This window comes from Mesorhizobium sp. M1066 (genome assembly GCF_040318635.1).
Lineage (GTDB): Bacteria > Pseudomonadota > Alphaproteobacteria > Rhizobiales > Rhizobiaceae > Mesorhizobium.
In genome coordinates this window covers 48029-62843 of record NZ_JAMYMR010000023.1, presented here as the reverse complement: position 1 = coordinate 62843, position 14815 = coordinate 48029, and the positions used below count along the sequence as shown (strand labels likewise).

General features: G+C 62.6%; 16 protein-coding genes. 10 read left to right on the top strand and 6 right to left on the bottom strand.

The genetic code is table 11. The annotated features are described in order from the left end of the window. Positions 1 to 94: 94 nt before the first annotated feature. From NKH52_RS24125 to NKH52_RS24110, 4 genes are all read right to left on the bottom strand, one after another. Positions 95 to 1390 carry a CynX/NimT family MFS transporter gene (locus tag NKH52_RS24125; protein WP_352734027.1) on the bottom strand — a complete coding sequence of 432 codons (1296 nt, stop codon included), beginning with the start codon at positions 1388 to 1390 and terminating at the stop codon, positions 95 to 97. Then, positions 1387 to 2064: a FadR/GntR family transcriptional regulator gene (locus NKH52_RS24120; protein ID WP_352734025.1), complete on the bottom strand. Its 678-nt coding sequence runs from the start codon at positions 2062 to 2064 to the stop codon at positions 1387 to 1389. Before NKH52_RS24120 ends, NKH52_RS24125 begins: the two co-directional genes overlap by 4 nt. A 103-nt stretch (positions 2065 to 2167) precedes the next feature. Then, complete coding sequence (locus tag NKH52_RS24115; protein WP_352734023.1) at positions 2168 to 2863, bottom strand: hypothetical protein; 696 nt, start codon at positions 2861 to 2863, stop codon at positions 2168 to 2170. A gap of 89 nt (positions 2864 to 2952) precedes the next feature. Further along, positions 2953 to 4527 carry a trimethylamine methyltransferase family protein gene (locus NKH52_RS24110; RefSeq protein ID WP_352734021.1) on the bottom strand — a complete coding sequence of 525 codons (1575 nt, stop codon included), beginning with the start codon at positions 4525 to 4527 and terminating at the stop codon, positions 2953 to 2955. Positions 4528 to 4801: 274 nt separating this feature from the next. On the opposite strand from NKH52_RS24110, the gene NKH52_RS24105 reads away from it, so the two are divergent. Beyond that, on the top strand, positions 4802 to 5500 hold the full coding sequence (locus NKH52_RS24105; protein WP_126069400.1) for a cobalamin B12-binding domain-containing protein: 699 nt from the start codon (positions 4802 to 4804) through the stop codon (positions 5498 to 5500). Positions 5501 to 5586: 86 nt separating this feature from the next. Here the strand turns inward: NKH52_RS24105 and NKH52_RS35515 are convergent, their stop codons facing one another. Beyond that, positions 5587 to 5727: an entericidin A/B family lipoprotein gene (locus tag NKH52_RS35515; RefSeq protein ID WP_013531174.1), complete on the bottom strand. Its 141-nt coding sequence runs from the start codon at positions 5725 to 5727 to the stop codon at positions 5587 to 5589. 63 nt (positions 5728 to 5790) lie between these two features. Between NKH52_RS35515 and NKH52_RS24095 the strand changes: the two genes are divergently transcribed. Continuing rightward, positions 5791 to 6423: a DUF1638 domain-containing protein gene (locus NKH52_RS24095; RefSeq protein WP_127291795.1), complete on the top strand. Its 633-nt coding sequence runs from the start codon at positions 5791 to 5793 to the stop codon at positions 6421 to 6423. On the opposite strand, the gene NKH52_RS24090 is transcribed toward NKH52_RS24095, so the two are convergent. Then, on the bottom strand, positions 6413 to 7342 hold the full coding sequence (locus tag NKH52_RS24090; RefSeq protein WP_352734019.1) for an NAD-dependent epimerase/dehydratase family protein: 930 nt from the start codon (positions 7340 to 7342) through the stop codon (positions 6413 to 6415). The two genes, NKH52_RS24095 and NKH52_RS24090, sit on opposite strands and share 11 nt — an antisense overlap. Positions 7343 to 7457: 115 nt before the next feature. On the opposite strand from NKH52_RS24090, the gene NKH52_RS24085 reads away from it, so the two are divergent. From NKH52_RS24085 to NKH52_RS24050, 8 genes are all read left to right on the top strand, one after another. Then, complete coding sequence (locus NKH52_RS24085; protein ID WP_352734017.1) at positions 7458 to 8033, top strand: DUF4893 domain-containing protein; 576 nt, start codon at positions 7458 to 7460, stop codon at positions 8031 to 8033. A 93-nt stretch (positions 8034 to 8126) separates the two neighbouring features. After that, positions 8127 to 8909, top strand: coding sequence for a formyl transferase (locus NKH52_RS24080; RefSeq protein ID WP_352734015.1), 783 nt, complete (start codon positions 8127 to 8129; stop codon positions 8907 to 8909). A gap of 203 nt (positions 8910 to 9112) precedes the next feature. Beyond that, entirely contained in the window at positions 9113 to 9415 is a 303-nt protein-coding gene (locus NKH52_RS24075; RefSeq protein ID WP_027034742.1) for a virulence factor, read from the top strand. Further along, positions 9408 to 10046 (top strand): methylenetetrahydrofolate reductase C-terminal domain-containing protein, encoded by a 639-nt coding sequence (locus NKH52_RS24070; RefSeq protein WP_352734013.1) that lies wholly within the window; start codon positions 9408 to 9410, stop codon positions 10044 to 10046. The genes NKH52_RS24075 and NKH52_RS24070 overlap by 8 nt, the downstream gene beginning before the upstream one ends. Continuing rightward, positions 10043 to 11134: a methylenetetrahydrofolate reductase gene (locus NKH52_RS24065; RefSeq protein ID WP_063168204.1), complete on the top strand. Its 1092-nt coding sequence runs from the start codon at positions 10043 to 10045 to the stop codon at positions 11132 to 11134. Before NKH52_RS24070 ends, NKH52_RS24065 begins: the two co-directional genes overlap by 4 nt. A 141-nt stretch (positions 11135 to 11275) precedes the next feature. Next, positions 11276 to 12250 (top strand): methyltetrahydrofolate cobalamin methyltransferase, encoded by a 975-nt coding sequence (locus NKH52_RS24060; RefSeq protein ID WP_027034745.1) that lies wholly within the window; start codon positions 11276 to 11278, stop codon positions 12248 to 12250. Further along, positions 12201 to 14351, top strand: a complete 2151-nt coding sequence (locus NKH52_RS24055) for an ASKHA domain-containing protein (RefSeq protein WP_352734010.1) — start codon at positions 12201 to 12203, stop codon at positions 14349 to 14351. Before NKH52_RS24060 ends, NKH52_RS24055 begins: the two co-directional genes overlap by 50 nt. A gap of 187 nt (positions 14352 to 14538) precedes the next feature. Next, a complete protein-coding gene (locus NKH52_RS24050) occupies positions 14539 to 14724 on the top strand; it encodes a hypothetical protein (protein ID WP_127258513.1) in 186 nt (61 codons plus the stop codon). Positions 14725 to 14815 lie beyond the last annotated feature (91 nt).

Sequence of the window (14815 nt, the reverse complement as noted above, 5' to 3'; positions counted from 1 at the left end):
GTTCGACTGATGCGCGATACATATCCGCGCGAGGCCATACGGCAAGGCATTCCCCGGGCATGGCAGTCAACATTTCGTACAGGATTGCGTGACGCTATTGCTCGCCTTCTCGCACGGTCCGCGCGCCGACATGCAGCGCACGGCCGGCACCGAGCCCCATGATGGCTACGCCAAGCCCGAGCGCGACGAACAGGAACGCCGTCCCCGAAAAACTGCCGGTCCAATCGCGGATCAGGCCCACCAGCAGCGGGCCGGATGCCGCCAGTACATAGCCGACGCCTTGCGCCATGCCTGAAAGATGCGCGGCGACATGCGAATCCGGCGAACGCAGCACGATCAAGCTCATGGCAGCCGCGATAAGGCCCCCCTGCCCGATGCCTTGCAGGACCGCCCAGAACAGCACCGTCGAGGTCGGCGCAAAGAGAATGCCGAGCAGCGCGATCACCGCCGTGGCAACGAGCGCCACATTGATGCCGCGCTGGTCCTTCAGCCGCATCGCAAAGGATGGCACGGCGAGGCACGTGATGACCTGCGCCATCACCGACACCGAAACCATCGCGCCGGCGGTGGCCGCGTCAAAGCCGCGCTCGCGCAGGATCGGCGCCAGCCAGCCGAAGATGCAATAGGCAAGCGCCGACTGCAGCCCCATGAACAGCGTCACCTGCCAAGCCAGGCGATCGCGCCAAAGCCCGACGACGCGAAAGCCGCGATGACTGACCTGCCGACGGCTGCCCAGCGCCTGCGGAATCCAGATCAAAAGCACGACCAATGTAGGCACCGCCCAGGCAGCGAGTGCCCCGGACCATGAACCGGTGACAAAATGCTCGATCGGCAGCGTGAAGCCCGCGGCGGCGGCCGAACCGGCGCAGAGCGCCATGGTGTAGAGCCCGGTCATGACAGCGGCGCTGTCGGCGAAATCGCGCTTCACCAGGCCCGGCAGCAGCACATTGCCGATGGCAATCGCGCCACCGGCCAGAAAGGTGGCGACAAACAGCAGGGGAACCGTACCGAACCAGCGCAGGCCGGTTCCCAGCACCAGCAAGGCGAGCGCCCCGAGCAAAGTGCGCTCGGCTCCATAGCGCTGCGCAAGCCTTGGCGCGAAGGGCGCGAACAGGCCGAGGCACAGGACGGGCAGCGTCGTCAGCAGGCTCGCGCCGGTCGTCGAAAGACCGGTTGCCTGCATCACCTCGGGCAACAGCACCGACAGGCTGGAAAACAGTGGCCTCAAGCTGAAGGCGATCAGCACAAGGCTTGCGCCAAGCACGATGCGCGCCGCACGGCTGCGCAGTTCAGGCGGCTGCGGCATGGGCAGGCTGTCGGCCTCGGCATCGACGAGTTCCAGACCCTCGACCTCGGCCTTCGGATCAGGCTGACGAAAACTCTGGTTCATTGCGAAAGCAGTCTTTCAAGTTGGGTAAGCACCGGCGCCATGAAGGCTCGGACGGCGGCAACGGCGCGCTCGGGATCGCTCGCGGCAATGGCGTCGACGATTGCCGCATGCGCCTGGTGGTCCGGTTCGGGCAGATCGCCGTCGATGGTGGCATGGATGGTCTCGGTGATGGCGGCGGTAAAGAAGTCATAGAGCTCCATCATCGCGCTGTTGCCGGACGCCGCGACGACGGATTTGTGGAAAGCGAGATCGCGCCGGATGAAGGCATCGCTTCCGCCGTCGGCGACGGTGCCGCGTTCGGCAAGCAATTGCCGCATCCGCTCGAGGTCGGCTGGCGTGTGACGCAAGGCGGCGAGCCTCGCGGCCTCGAGGTCCAGCGCCGCCCGCGCCTCCCACTGATCGCGCAAGCCGCTGCGTTTGACCCGGTCAAGCGCGGCAGAAGTATCGACGGTGGAGCGCACATAGGTGCCCGAGCCCTGACGCGTATTCAGCAACCCCTGCGAGACCAGCACCCGCACCGCCTCGCGGACGGTGCCCCGACTGACCGACAGAAGGTCGGTCAGAGCTGCCTCGTTGGGGATACGCTCGCCGACACCCCAGCGGCCGCTGACGATTTCAGCCCGCAGGCTCTCAGTGGCGCTGTCGGTGAGATTGGTTCGGATAGCAGGTTGCATCGGCCTATTCATCAAGTCATCAGATGACTTGATGAATAGGCTTGCTTCTAACTGTCGTCAAGATGCTCATCGAAGCGAACGAACACCACGCAATGGGAATGGATCAGCTGGTGGCTCGTGCGAAGCTCGCCATGTGGAAGGCCTGAACCTCCGGCGGATAGCGATACTCCGTGCCATAGGGGCACCCATTGCGATCAAGACAACCGCCGCTGCGACAAGGCGAGCCGCCGGCTCCACGCACATGCTTCAGGCAGGATTGATAAGCAAATCCTTGCGCGGAATAGGCGTCGGCCGGACAAGATTTCAGGCAAGGTTTCTCGACGCAGCTATCGCAAAGGTGAGGCGCCGTTTCGCCGGCTTGAATCGGAAGCTCGTCCTCGAACAGCAGCGCACCGCGATAGGCATGCCATAGCCCGTATTGCGGATGCATGAGGATGCCGAGCGGCGACGGCTTCAGTCCCTCCGCCCGCATCGCCCATTGCTGAAACGGCAGATAAGGTCTGTCGGAAGGGGAAACGGCTCGCGCCCCGAATGCCTCGGCCACGGCTCCGATCACTTCGCGCGACCACGTGTCGAGCGGATTGGCGATGGTCCGCGATTGCTTGTCGATCCAGCGCAGGAAATGCGGCCAAGGCGCTGCACCCGCCTGCCCGACCAGCAGGACGGATTTGACGGGAGCACCTGAGAGGTCGGCAAACGGGGTTTCGCTCGCTCCGCACTTGAAGCCGCCGCGCAGGATGAGGCCATGGGCCGAAAGCACGGTCGCGATGTCCTCAACCCGGCGCCCCGCGGCAATCATTCCTTCTTGACCGGATCAGAGAACGCGCTCCGCCAGACTTCCTTGTGGATAATGTTGGCGACTTTAGCCCCGCCTGACTCGGGCTCCTTTCAAGTGAAGGCGTCGGGCATCGACCCCTTCCTCTTGGCGATGAAGTCCTGCAACGCTTCGTCGATGCTCGGATCGAGATAGGGCGCCTCGTAGCTTTCCAGCCAGCGACGGGCGAGCTCGTTGGCGCGCTGCGGCGCGGTCTTCTCGCCTTCGGCCAACCACTGCTCGTAGGAATTGTTGTCGGCGATGTTGGAACGATAGAAAGCGGTCTGGAAGTTGGCCTGGGTGTGGTCGCAGCCGAGATAGTGGCTGCCCGGCCCGACCTGGCGGATGGCGTCCATCGCTTGGCCGTTTTCCGACAGATCGACGCCCTCGGAAAACTTCTGCGTCATGCCGAGCTGGTCGATGTCCATCATGAATTTCTCGTAGCAGGACGCCAACCCGCCCTCGAGCCAGCCGGCCGAATGCAGCACGAAATTGGTGCCGGCCAGGATGGTCGAGTTCAGCGTGTTGGCGCTTTCATAGGCCGCCTGAGCATCCGGAACCTTCGACGCGCAGAGCGAGCCGCCGGTGCGGAACGGCAGGCCCAGCCGACGCGCCAGCTGCGCGGCGCCATAAGACACCAGCGACGGCTCCGGCGTGCCGAAGGTCGGCGCTCCCGACTGCATCGAAATCGACGAGGCGAAGGTGCCGAACAGCACCGGCGCGCCGGGACGGATCAGCTGCGTGAACGAGGCGCCGGCCAGCACTTCGGCCAGAACCTGCGTCAGCGTGCCGGCCACCGTCACCGGGCTCATCGCGCCGGCAAGGATGAATGGCGTGACGATGCAGGCCTGGTTGTGGCGCGCATAGACTTTCAGCGCGCCGAGCATGGTCTCGTCGAACACCATCGGCGAGTTGGCGTTGATCAGGCTGGTCAGCACCGTGTTGTTCTCGACGAAATCGTCGCCGAACACGATCTTGGCCATGGCGACGGTGTCTTCGGCGCGCTCAGGCGCGGTCACCGAGCCCATGAACGGCTTGTCGGAATATTTGATGTGGCTGTAGATCATGTCGAGGTGGCGCTTGTTGACCGGCACGTCGACGGGCTCACACACCGTGCCGCCCGAATGGTGGATCGACGGCGCCATATAGGCGAGCTTCACGAAATTCTGGAAATCCTCGATCGTCGCATAACGCCTGACGCCATCGAGGTCACGCACGAAGGGCGGACCGTAGACCGGCGCGAAAACGGTGGCATTGCCGCCGATCTGCACCGAACGCTCGGAATTGCGGGCGTGCTGGGTGTAGACGGACGGCGCGGTCTTGAGCAGCGAACGGCACAGCCCCTTCGGAAAGTGCACGCGCTCGCCCTTGACGTCGGCGCCGGCCTCTTTCCACAGTTGCAGCGCTTCCGCGTCATCACGGAAGATGATGCCGATCTCCTCGAGCACCGTGTCGGTGTTCTTTTCGATCAGCGCCAGGCCTTCCTCGTCCAGCACCTCGTAAACGTTGATCTTGCGTTTGATGTAGGTGAGCTGCGTACCCGGGCCACCGCCCGAACGTGCTGCCCGCCGGGCTGCAGCCCCGCCACTGGCGCCACGCCCACGTCGCGCGTTTGACGCTTCCTGATCGACTGCCGCGTGTTCGCTCATGGTGGTTCTTCCCTGAATCTGTTCTTGTCTGGAATCCATAGCGGCTGCATCTCGCCGCTTCTTGCCAGATCGTAGCCATGCACCCTATTCGAAACGGCCCGCCAGCGCCAACGCCTGTCGCAAAATCGACAAGAATTCCAAGAGAGTTACGGTCGCTTTCCTTTTGCGGGAAGTCGCAAATCAGCTATGGATACATGCCCTCAGCGGGTTAGGTATGAACGCGAAGATGTGTGCCTTGCGACATGGTCGCGATGCCGGCAGGAGCTCGATACAAATGTCCGACGACGAGATCATCCTTTCTGAACTTTCCGATGACGAGTTGGTGCAGCAGATGCACGACGATCTCTATGACGGGCTGAAGGAAGAGATCGAGGAAGGCACCAACATCCTGCTCGAGCGCGGCTGGGTGCCCTACAAGGTGCTGACTGAAGCGCTGGTCGAAGGCATGCGCATCGTCGGCGAGGATTTTCGCGACGGCATCCTGTTCGTTCCCGAAGTGCTGCTGTCGGCCAATGCGATGAAGGCCGGCATGTTCATCCTGCGTCCGCTGCTCGCCGCCACCGGCGCGCCGAAGCAGGGCAAGATGGTCATCGGCACCGTCAAGGGCGACATCCACGACATCGGCAAGAATCTCGTCGGCATGATGATGGAAGGTGCTGGCTTCGACGTCATCGATCTCGGCATCAACAATGCGGTCGAGAAATATCTCGATGCGATCGAACAGCACCAGCCGGACATCATCGGCATGTCGGCACTGCTGACCACGACCATGCCTTACATGAAGGTCGTCATCGACACGATGAAGGAAAAGGGCATCCGCGACGATTATGTCGTGCTGGTCGGCGGCGCGCCGCTGAACGAGGAGTTTGGCAAGGCCGTCGGCGCCGATGCCTATTGCCGCGATGCGGCGGTGGCGGTCGAGACCGCCAAGGACTACATGAAGCGCAAGCACAATGTGCGCGCTTCGGCCTGATTGGCCAATTCGGCATGGACAATAGGAAGCCGCGCCTTGCAGCGCGGCTTTTTTGTTCCCAGATGGTGGAGAAGGCCGCGCGCGGATCAGGGCTTGGTGACGGTGTCCTCGACCGCCTTGGCAGTCGATTTGACATCCCTGCCGACACCACGGACGGTGTTCGCGCAAGCCGCAAGGGCCAAGGCGCAGGCCAGTATGGCAATCGGCGTGATGCGTAGCAGTTTCATAGACGGTGTCTCCCTCAATAGATAAATTAGCGCCACAACAACGAAGGCCGCTCGACTGGTTCCATGGCCAAGACGCAAAAAACGAAACCGAATCAAGACGACAGGCTGCTCGTCATCGCCTGCGGGATGATTGCGCGTGAAGTTCTGGCCGTCAAGGAACAGCTCGGACTGGATCACCTCGACCTGACCTGCCTGCCGGCGGAATTCCACTTCTACCCGGACCGCATCGCTCCGGCCATGGACAAGGCAATCGAAAAGGCCAAGGCCGAAGGCTACAGCAACATCTTCGTCGGCTATGCCGATTGCGGCACCGGCGGCCTGCTCGACAGGGTCTGCGAGAAGCATGGCGTCGAGCGCATGGCCGGCCCGCATTGCTTCGCATTCTACCAGGGCATGGAGGCCTACGCGAAGGTCGCAGACGACGACATGATGTCGTTCTACATGACCGATTTCCTCTGCCGGCAGTTCGACGCCTTCTTCATGAAGCCGCTCGGCCTCGACAAGCATCCGGAGTTGATCAAGGACTATTTCGGCAACTACGAAAAGCTGATCTATCTGGCCCAGACCAACGATCCGGAACTCGACAAGGTCGCCGAAAAGGCCGCCAGAATGCTCGGTCTCGTCTACGAACGCCGCGCCACCGGCTATGGCGACCTGACGGCCGGAATGGCGCACGCCGCAGCGGTCACCGGCTAGGCTGCCCCTCTTCCGCGCGTAACGCTGCAAGTATATCGGCAAAGCTCGTCTTGCAGACGAAAGCCAGCCTGTCCCTCGCCCGCGACGCGTCGTAGACCCGGTCGATGGAGGAAAACATCGTCCAGCCTTTTCGCGCGTAGAGGGCCGGAAAATCCGGAAAGTAGCGCGCGACGACCGACGGGGCATCGGCAATCAGCGCCGAGCAATCATCGGGCCGGAACGGCGTCGGCGCGCAGACGATGAAAATGTCGAAACCCAGCTCTGGTGCCTTTTCCAGGGCAAGGATGTGGGCATCGGCCGCGTCCTCCACCGTCAATCGGCGAAACAACAGCTCATTGGCCTTGGTGTTGGCGTCCGACTGTTCGATCGCATGCGCCATGTCGTCGGCTTCGGGAAAGAAGCGGGCCGTGCGGAGCACCACCACCGGCAGCCCGTGCTGGATGTGATAGAGGCGGCAGAGATGCTCGGCCGAAAGCTTGGTGACGCCATAGATGTTGCGTGGCTCGGGCGACATCGCTTCCGTCAGCCAGGTCGCCTTGCGCGCACCACCGCTGAACCCGTCGCGTATTGCCTGCGAAATCATCAGCGAGGTCGTCGAGGTGAAGACGAAGCGCTGCACGCTGGCCGCCACCGCCGCGTCGAGCAGGTTGAGCGTGCCTTGCACATTGGTGGCGACGAAATCGCTGTTGGCGCGGCTCTCTATGTTGGGCTTGTGCAACGCGCCGCTGTGGATGATCGCCTCGATCCGGTTGTCCCGAACTGTCCGCATGACAAGGTCGCGATCAGCGATTGAGCCGACGATGAGGGTCTCCGCCGATGGTACAGGATCGAGGCCGGTGACATCGTGCCCGAGCGCGCGCAGACGCGGCGCCAAAGCGCTGCCCAACCAACCCGACGACCCCGTGAGCAAGATTCGCATTCGTCACACCATGATTTTTGACCGTGACGCTGTTAAGCACGGATGACAGGCGCCAGCGACCCGATAAGTTATGCACCAGCCGGCGCTGCGCCAGACTTCAACCGGGAGGCCTCCTATGACACTTCGCCCGCTGTTCGTCCTTGTCGGCCTGCTCTGCTGCACTCTTCCCGCTCATGCCGACGGCGAGATACAGAAACTCATCACCCCAGCCGACAAGACGCGGCTCGACAAATATGGCGAGACCCGCAAGGCAGCCCTTGCCGAGGCGAAGGCAGGCAACCCGGTCGAGGTCAAGCAACTCGATGCCCTGCTGGCAAAGCCGCTGGTGGCCTTTTCCGACAAGGACCTGACCGGCAGCTGGCAGTGCCGCACGATCAAGGCCGGCGGACCTTTGCCGCTCGTCATCTATGGCTGGTTCAAGTGCAAGGTGACCGACGACGGTTCCGGCTGGCGGCTGGAAAAGATCAGTGGCTCGCAGCGCACCAAGGGCCGTTTCTTCGACGATGGCGAGAAACGCGCGATCTATCTCGGCTCCTTTTATGTCAACGATGATCCGGCAAAGCCCTATGGCAGCGGCCCGCAAACCGATCAGGTCGGCTACGCCTTCCGCAACAGCGCCAAGGAATGGCGCATCGAATTCCCGGCGCCCTACTATGAATCGAAGCTCGATATCATCGAATTCAAGCGCTGACCGTGTATCGAACGGCTGATCACCAAGGATTAACCCGGACACCCTAGCATCCGTCCATTGTCGAGAACGGGTTGCTTGGAGGGGGCAGGATCCATGGCAGCAGCAAGATCCAGTACACGTCCGATCGTGGTCGTCACCGGGGGCGGCCAGCATGTCTGGGCTATGATTAATGCAATTGCCGATCGCGTTGGTCCTGTCAGCGTCGTCCTCGAAACGCCTGAATCCAAAAAGCAATTGCTTCGCGGCCGGGCTCGCCGCCAGGGCTGGATCTCCGCCGTCGGCCAACTTGGCACGATGGTGCTGAGCAGGTTGGGCAAGCGATTCCTGGCCGGCCATAGCGCGCGATTGATTGCCGAGGAGAAGCTGGAGGTTGAGCCGCGACCAGGCCAGGAGATCATCCAAGTAGCCTCGGCCAATGGGCTTGAGTGCCTGCAGGTGATCCAGAAGATCCGGCCAGGCGTTGTGCTGCTCAACGGTTGCCGACTAATCTCGGCTGAGATGCTGAGCAAAATGCCCTGCCCGGTGCTCAATTACCATGCGGGCATCACGCCGAAATATCGCGGCATGAATGGCGGCTATTGGGCTCTGGTATCAGGCGATGCGCAGAATTTCGGCACGACTGTCCACCTCGTCGACGCTGGCGTCGACACTGGTGGCGTGCTGAAGCAGGCGCGCGGCAGATCCAAGAAAGGCGACACCATCTCAAGTCACGCGCTACGCCAGACGGCGTTCTCGCGCGACATCTGCGTCGAGGCGGTCAGCGATGCTCTGGCTGGAAAACTCACGACGATCGATCCCGGCCTGCCTTCGAAACTGTGGTATCACCCGACGATCTGGTTCTACGTCTGGACGGGCCTCAGAACCGGCATCTGGTAGCGAGTTCCTCGCCCGTATCCGCATGCCGCACGCTGGCTCTTCCGGCGCGTCGAACCTGCCGCCGGCACACGCCGCAAACGAATAAACCCACCTTTCATTTTACGACATCCAAATGCGTCGTTTTTGAATGCACGCGCGTCGTCCCATAACAAGCGGCCCCACTGCGCTTGCGGCAATGCTCGCAGATCGAGGAGTGAGAATTCATGGCCGATCTGATCGTCGTCTACTGGCGCGACATCCCAGCCCAAATCATCGTCAAGAAGGGCCGGCAGAACGCCAAACGCGAACTGCCGCTGCGCTTCACCGAAGCGATCGACATGTGCGCCATGCGCACCGGCGCCGGCGGCACCGATGACTATCTGGCCGAATGGCGCAAGGCCGATCCCATTCCGGTCGGCGACGACCTCGAAGCCGAGGTCGAGAAGGCGTTCAACGACATCGATACCAAATACGACCGTGAGCGGCTGGTCGCTCTGGTCAAGGCGGGCGGCAAAGAAAATGTCTGAAACCATTCCTGCCAAAGATGGCCAAAGGGTTGTCCAGCCGGTTACCCAGGCCACTCTGGTCAAGAAGGCAGCGCCGAAATCCGACTACAAGCCGGCCGACGTGTCGCCGCAGCGGCGCGTGCAGCGTTCCTTCGCGGTCAGATTATGGTCTGTGCGGCACTCGCGATTACTCGAATGGTTCTACGCCAAATTCGCCGACATGTTCCTGCTCCTCCATCCCCTCTGGAAGGGCATAGGCTACGGCCGCATCGAAGGGCCGATCAAATTCGTCGAGAAGCGCGTCAAAGGCTTCATGTTCGACTGCCGCATGTGCGGCCAGTGCATCTTGTCCTCGACCGGCATGTCGTGCCCGATGAACTGCCCCAAGCAATTGCGCAACGGCCCTTGCGGCGGCGTCCGCGCCAACGGCAATTGCGAGGTCGAGCCCGATATGCCCTGCGTCTGGGTCAAGGCCTGGGAAGGCTCGCAAAACATGGTGCACGGCGACAGGATCCTGACCGTGCAGAAGCCGGTCGACCAGTCGCTGCGCGAAACCTCGGCCTGGCTGCGGGTGACCGCGCAGGCGGCCACCGCGCGCGAAGCGGCCGCTGCTGCCAAGAATGAGACGGCCAACACCGGGGCGTCGGCATGATCGGCCGCCAGCGCGACGAGAACCCGGCTGGCATCCACCTGCCGCTCGAACCCCTGCCCGGCCACACCTCGCGCGGCCGGCTGGAACGCGTCCTGCGGCGCGGCGAGTTCGCGGTGACCACGGAACTCAACCCGCCCGACAGTGCCGATCCGGAAGACGTCTATAACAGGGCAAAAATCTTCGATGGCTGGGTCGACGCCATCAACGCCGTCGACGCATCGGGCGCCAATTGCCACATGTCGTCGGTCGGCATCTGTGCGCTTTTGACCCGCATGGGCTATGCGCCGATCATGCAGATCGCTTGCCGCGACAAGAACCGCATCGCCATCCAGGGTGACGTGCTGGGTGGTGCCGCCATGGGCGTCGCCAACATGCTGTGCCTCACCGGCGACGGCGTGCAGGCCGGCGACCAGCCCGGCGCCAAGCCGGTGTTCGACCTTGACTGCATGTCACTGTTGGAAACCTGCCGCATCATGCGCGACAATGGCAAGTTCCTGTCCGGCCGCAAACTGACCACGCCGCCGCAGCTTTTCCTGGGTGCTGCGATCAATCCGTTCGCGCCGCCGATCGATTTCCGCCCGCATCGCCTGGGCAAGAAGATCGCCGCCGGCGCGCAATTCGTGCAGAGCCAGTATTGCTTCGACGTGCCGATGTTCCGCACTTACATGCAGAAGGTGCGCGACCTCGGCTACACCGAAAAATGCTTCATCCTGGTTGGCGTCGGCCCGCTCGCCTCGGCGAAGACAGCCAAGTGGATCCGCTCGAACGTGCCGGGCATCCATATTCCCGATTCTGTCATCAAACGGCTGGAAGGCGCCCAGGACCAGAAGAAGGAAGGCAAGCAGCTCTGCATCGACATCATCAACGAGGTGAAGGAAATATCAGGCGTTTCCGGCGTCCATGTGATGGCCTACCGGCAAGAGGAATATGTCGCCGAGATCGTCGATGAATCGGGCGTGCTGAAGGGCCGCCAGCCGTGGAAGCGTGAGATTCGCCGCGACGACCAGATGGTCGCCGATCGGCTCGAGCACATACTGCACGACGACATTACGGAAACGCAGGTGGACATGGTGAAGACCGCGCACTGATGTATGTCGCCCAAAAGTGGGAACCGGTTTTGGGACAACGACATACTTTAACTCGAGGCGAAGCGCGGACGGCCACCCATTCGCTTGAACGAAACCAGACACCGATATAAAGAAATCTTTATATCACGGCGGAGAGAATTCATGACCCGTACCATCGTCGCTTCGGCGACACGAGAAATCATCATCGGCTTCGACCAGCCGTTCTGCGTGATTGGTGAACGCATCAATCCGACCGGTCGCAAGAAGCTGGCCGCCGAGATGATCGCGGGCAATTTCGAGACCGTCATCAGGGACGCGCTCGAGCAGGCAGCGTGCGGCGCCACCATGCTCGACGTCAATGCCGGCGTCACCTCGGTTAACCCGAACGAGACCGAACCCGGCCTCTTGGTGCAGACGCTGGAGATCGTGCAAGGGCTTGTCGACCTGCCGCTGTCGATCGACAGCTCCGTCACCGCCGCGATCGAAGCCGCACTGAAGGTTGCCAAGGGCCGCCCGCTGGTCAACTCCGTCACCGGCGAGGAAGAAAAGCTCGAAGCCATCCTGCCGCTGGTCAAGAAGTACAACGTGCCCGTCGTTGCAATCTCCAACGACGAGACTGGCATTTCGATGGACCCGGACGTGCGCTTCGCCGTCGCCAAGAAGATCGTGCAGCGCTGCGCCGATTTCGGCATCCCCGCGCATGACGTCGTCGTCGACCCGCTGGTGATGCCGATCGGCGCGCTGGGCGATGCCGGCCGCCAGGTCTTCGCGCTGCTGCGTCGGCTCCGCGAAGAGCTCAAGGTCAACACCACCTGCGGCCTGTCCAACATCTCGTTCGGCCTGCCGCATCGCCACGGCATCAACGCCGCCTTCATCCCGATGGTGATCGGCGCCGGCATGACCTCGGCCATCATGAACCCGGTGCGTCCGCAGGAAATGGAAGCCGTGCGCGGCGCCAATGTGCTGAACGGCACCGACGAGAACTGCACCAACTGGATCCGCACCTACAAGGATTACAAGCCGGCCGAAGGCGGCCAGGCGATCGCCGCCCCGACCCAGGTCAATGCGCCGGGTGATGGTGCTAGCAATGGAGGTCGCCGCCGTGGCGGCCGTGAAGCCCGGATGGGCCGAGGATAAGCGCGCAATCGTGAATTCACCTGCAAACATCACCGACCCGCTCGTGCTGTTCATGCCGTCGGGCAAGCGCGGGCGGTTTCCTGTCGGCACCCCGGTGCTAGACGCCGCGCGCCAGCTTGGCGTCTATGTCGAAAGCGTCTGCGGCGGACGCGCCACCTGCGGACGCTGCCAGATCGAAGTGCAGGAAGGCAATTTCGCCAAGCACAAGATCGTTTCCTCCAACGACCACATCACGCCCAAGGGCGCCAAGGAAGAGCGCTATGAGCGCGTTCGCGGCCTGCCCGAACGGCGCCGCCTCTCCTGCTCGGCGCAAATCCTCGGCGACCTCGTCATCGACGTGCCGCAGGACACGGTCATCAACGCGCAGACCATCCGCAAGGATGCCGACACCAGGGTCATCGCCCGCGATTCGGCGATCCGCATGTGCTATGTCGAGATCGAAGAACCCGACATGCACAAGCCGCTTGGCGATCTCGACCGCCTGAAGATCGCGCTGATGCACGACTGGGGCCTGAAAAGCCTCGATTTCGATTTTTATCTGCTGCCGCAGGTGCAAGGCATCCTGCGCAAGGGCAACTGGACCGCGACTGCCGCCATCTACAAGGATGCCGACTCAGAGACCGCGCGCGTCGTAGCGCTTTGGCCCGGCCTCAAGAACGAAGCCTATGGGCTGGCCTGCGATATCGGCTCGACAACCATCGCCATGCATCTGGTGTCGCTGCTGTCGGGCCGCGTCGCGGCCTCGTCGGGCACGTCGAACCCGCAGATCCGCTTCGGCGAGGATCTGATGAGCCGCGTCTCCTATGTGATGATGAATCCCGACGGCCGCGAAGGCATGACGGTCGCCGTGCGTGAGGCGATCTCGGGTCTCGTCGACAAGGTCTGCGCCGAAGGCAATGTCCAGCGCAACGATATCCTGGACAGCGTCTTCGTCGGCAATCCGATCATGCACCATCTGTTCCTCGGCATCGATCCGACCGAACTTGGTGGCGCCCCCTTCGCGCTCGCCGTTTCGGGCGCGGTGCACATCAAGGCATCCGATATCGGCCTCAAGCTCAACCAGGGCGCCAGACTCTACATGCTGCCTTGCATCGCCGGCCATGTCGGCGCGGACGCGGCGGCGGTGACGCTATCGGAAGGCCCGCATCGCCAGGACGAGATGATGCTGATCGTCGATGTCGGCACCAATGCCGAGATCGTGCTCGGCAACCGCACGCGGGTCGTGGCTGCTTCTTCTCCCACCGGCCCTGCCTTCGAGGGTGCCGAAATCTCCGGCGGCCAGCGCGCCGCCCCCGGCGCCATCGAGCGCGTGCGCATCGATCCCGACACGCTGGAACCGAAATATCGCGTCATCGGCTCGGAACTGTGGTCCGACGAGCCGGGTTTCCTCGACAGCGTTCAGGCGACCGGCGTCACCGGCATATGCGGCTCCGGCATCATCGAAGTGGTGGCCGAGATGTATCTCGCCGGCATCATCTCGGAAGACGGCGTCATCGACGGCGGACTTTCGGCCCGCTCGCCGCGCGTCACCGCCAACGGCCGCACCTTCTCCTATGTGCTGAAGGAAGGCTCCGCCGCATTGACGGAAGATGGGCCGAAGATCACCATCACCCAGACCGACGTGCGCGCCATCCAGCTTGCCAAGGCAGCGCTTTATGCCGGCACCAAGCTGTTGATGGAAAAGCAGAACACCGAACATGTCGACCGCATCCACTTCGCCGGCGCCTTCGGCTCCTTCATCGATCCGAAATACGCCATGGTGCTCGGCCTGATCCCGGATTGCGACCTCGACAAGGTCTCGGCCGTCGGCAACGCCGCCGGTGCCGGTGCCCGCATGGCGCTGCTCAATCGCGGCTATCGCCGCGAGATCGAGGACACGGTCAGCAAGATCGAGAAGATCGAGACGGCGCTGGAACCGAAATTCCAGGAGCATTTCGTCTACGCCATGGCGCTGCCCAACAAGGTCGATCCGTTCCCGAAACTGTCGGCGGCGGTGAAACTGCCGCCGCGCAAGACGGTCAGCGAGGACGGCGTTGCCGGCGACGCCGCTCCGCGACGGCGTTCGCGCGAAGGCCACGCCGCCAGGCGTGGACGGGAATAAGCGGCCGCGCCCAGGCCACCGCCTTTCCAAACTCATTTGCATGCAAATGTTTCCGAATCGCTTGATCCGGAAACCAAAACGCTGTTTTCGTGAAATTCGCCAGATACATGGCAGGCGCATTCAACCGGCATCGAATGGCAGGCTGGAGATATCTTTCAGCCGTCGCAACGCTCCAGAGGAGACAACGATGTCAATGCTCGAAAGCCTCGGCCGCTATGGCACGGCCATCAAGAATGCTCACGACCGCAGCAAGGCGCGGCGCTTGTTGAACAGCCTGCCGCCTGAGATTCAGAAGGACATCGGCTGGCCGGTGTCGCCGCGATCCAGCGAAAAGGCAGCACTCATCAACACCATCTGGAGCGCCGCGCGCTGATGACCTTCGCCGACAAATGCAAATTGCTCGGCATGCGCCGGGGATCTCGCATGTCCCCGGCGACCACCAGCAACCGGCTGCGTGCCGCACT